Origin of the sequence: Pseudomonas sp. 57B-090624 (assembly GCF_003234055.1) — a bacterium.
GTDB classification, from domain to species: Bacteria; Pseudomonadota; Gammaproteobacteria; order Pseudomonadales; family Pseudomonadaceae; genus Metapseudomonas; species Metapseudomonas tohonis.
On record NZ_QKRU01000180.1, the window covers coordinates 1 to 1,123 of the forward strand.

At 59.1% G+C, this 1,123-nt stretch carries 1 protein-coding gene; it reads left to right on the forward strand.

Going from position 1 to position 1,123, the window contains the following annotated elements; all coding sequences use genetic code 11:
- Positions 1 to 62 precede the first annotated feature (62 nt).
- Positions 63 to 1,123 (forward strand): IS3 family transposase gene (locus DMX10_RS32260; RefSeq protein WP_111264896.1). Its coding sequence is split into 2 segments (ribosomal slippage), with 1,062 coding nucleotides annotated over them: positions 63 to 300 and positions 300 to 1,123; the frame shifts between segments, so codons are not numbered across the junction. This gene is flagged as partial in the annotation.

A 1,123-nucleotide genomic window follows, 5' to 3' on the forward strand; every position in this document is an offset into this window, starting at 1 on the left:
TGAATCGCCCCTAGTTTCGTAGACACCTCCAAGCCTCATAATGAGGCCCATCAGGAGGTGCCATGAGCAACCAGCGTTACCCCGAAGAATTCAAGATCGAAGCGGTCAAGCACATCACTGAGCGCGGCTTGCGTGTTGCCGATGTGGCAGAGCGTCTAGGTGTGTCCGCGCATAGCCTGTACGCCTGGGTAAAGCGCTACAGCAAGCCCCAAGTACAGCGGCAGCAGGTAGATGATCAGCAAGCCGAACTGCGTCGTTTGCGCGCTGAACTCAAGCGAGTGACCGAAGAGCGAGACATCCTAAAAAAGGCCGCCGCGTACTTTGCCAAGGAGTCCGGCTGAAGTACGCCGTTATCAGCAAGCTATCGGTGGAGTACCCGGTGCGGCGCCTCTGCCAGACCCTCCAGGTACATCCCAGCGGTTACTACGCCTGGCTGGCCGAGCCGAAATCTGCACGCGCCAAGGAGGATCAGCGTCTGCTCGGATTGATCAAGCATGCCTGGTTGGAAAGCGGCGGGGTCTACGGCTACCGCAAGATCCACGACGACCTGCGTGAGCTGGGCGAGTCTTGTGGTCGGCACCGCGTGGCTCGCCTGATGCGGGGAGAGGGACTGCGCTCGCAGACCGGTTATCGTCGGCGCCCCGGGTACTATGGTGGCAAGCCGACTGTGGCCTCGCCCAACCGTCTGGAGCGGAAGTTCAACGTCAGTGAACCGAACAAGGTCTGGGTCACCGACATCACTTACATCCGCACCTATGAGGGTTGGTTGTACTTGGCGGTGGTACTGGATCTGTTTTCGCGCCAAGTGATTGGCTGGTCGATGAAGCCACGGATGTGCAGCGACCTGGCCATTGATGCCCTGTTGATGGCGGTGTGGCGGCGAAAGCCCAAGCAGGAAGTGATGATCCACTCCGACCAGGGCAGCCAGTTCAGCAGCTCGGACTGGCAGAGTTTCCTCAAGGCCAACAACCTGATCAGCAGCATGAGTCGACGCGGCAACTGCCACGACAACGCGGTCGCGGAAAGCTTTTTCCAGTTGCTGAAGCGGGAACGCATCCGACGGAAAACCTACGGCACCCGCGAAGAAGCCCGCAGTGATGTGTTCGATTACATCGAGATGTTT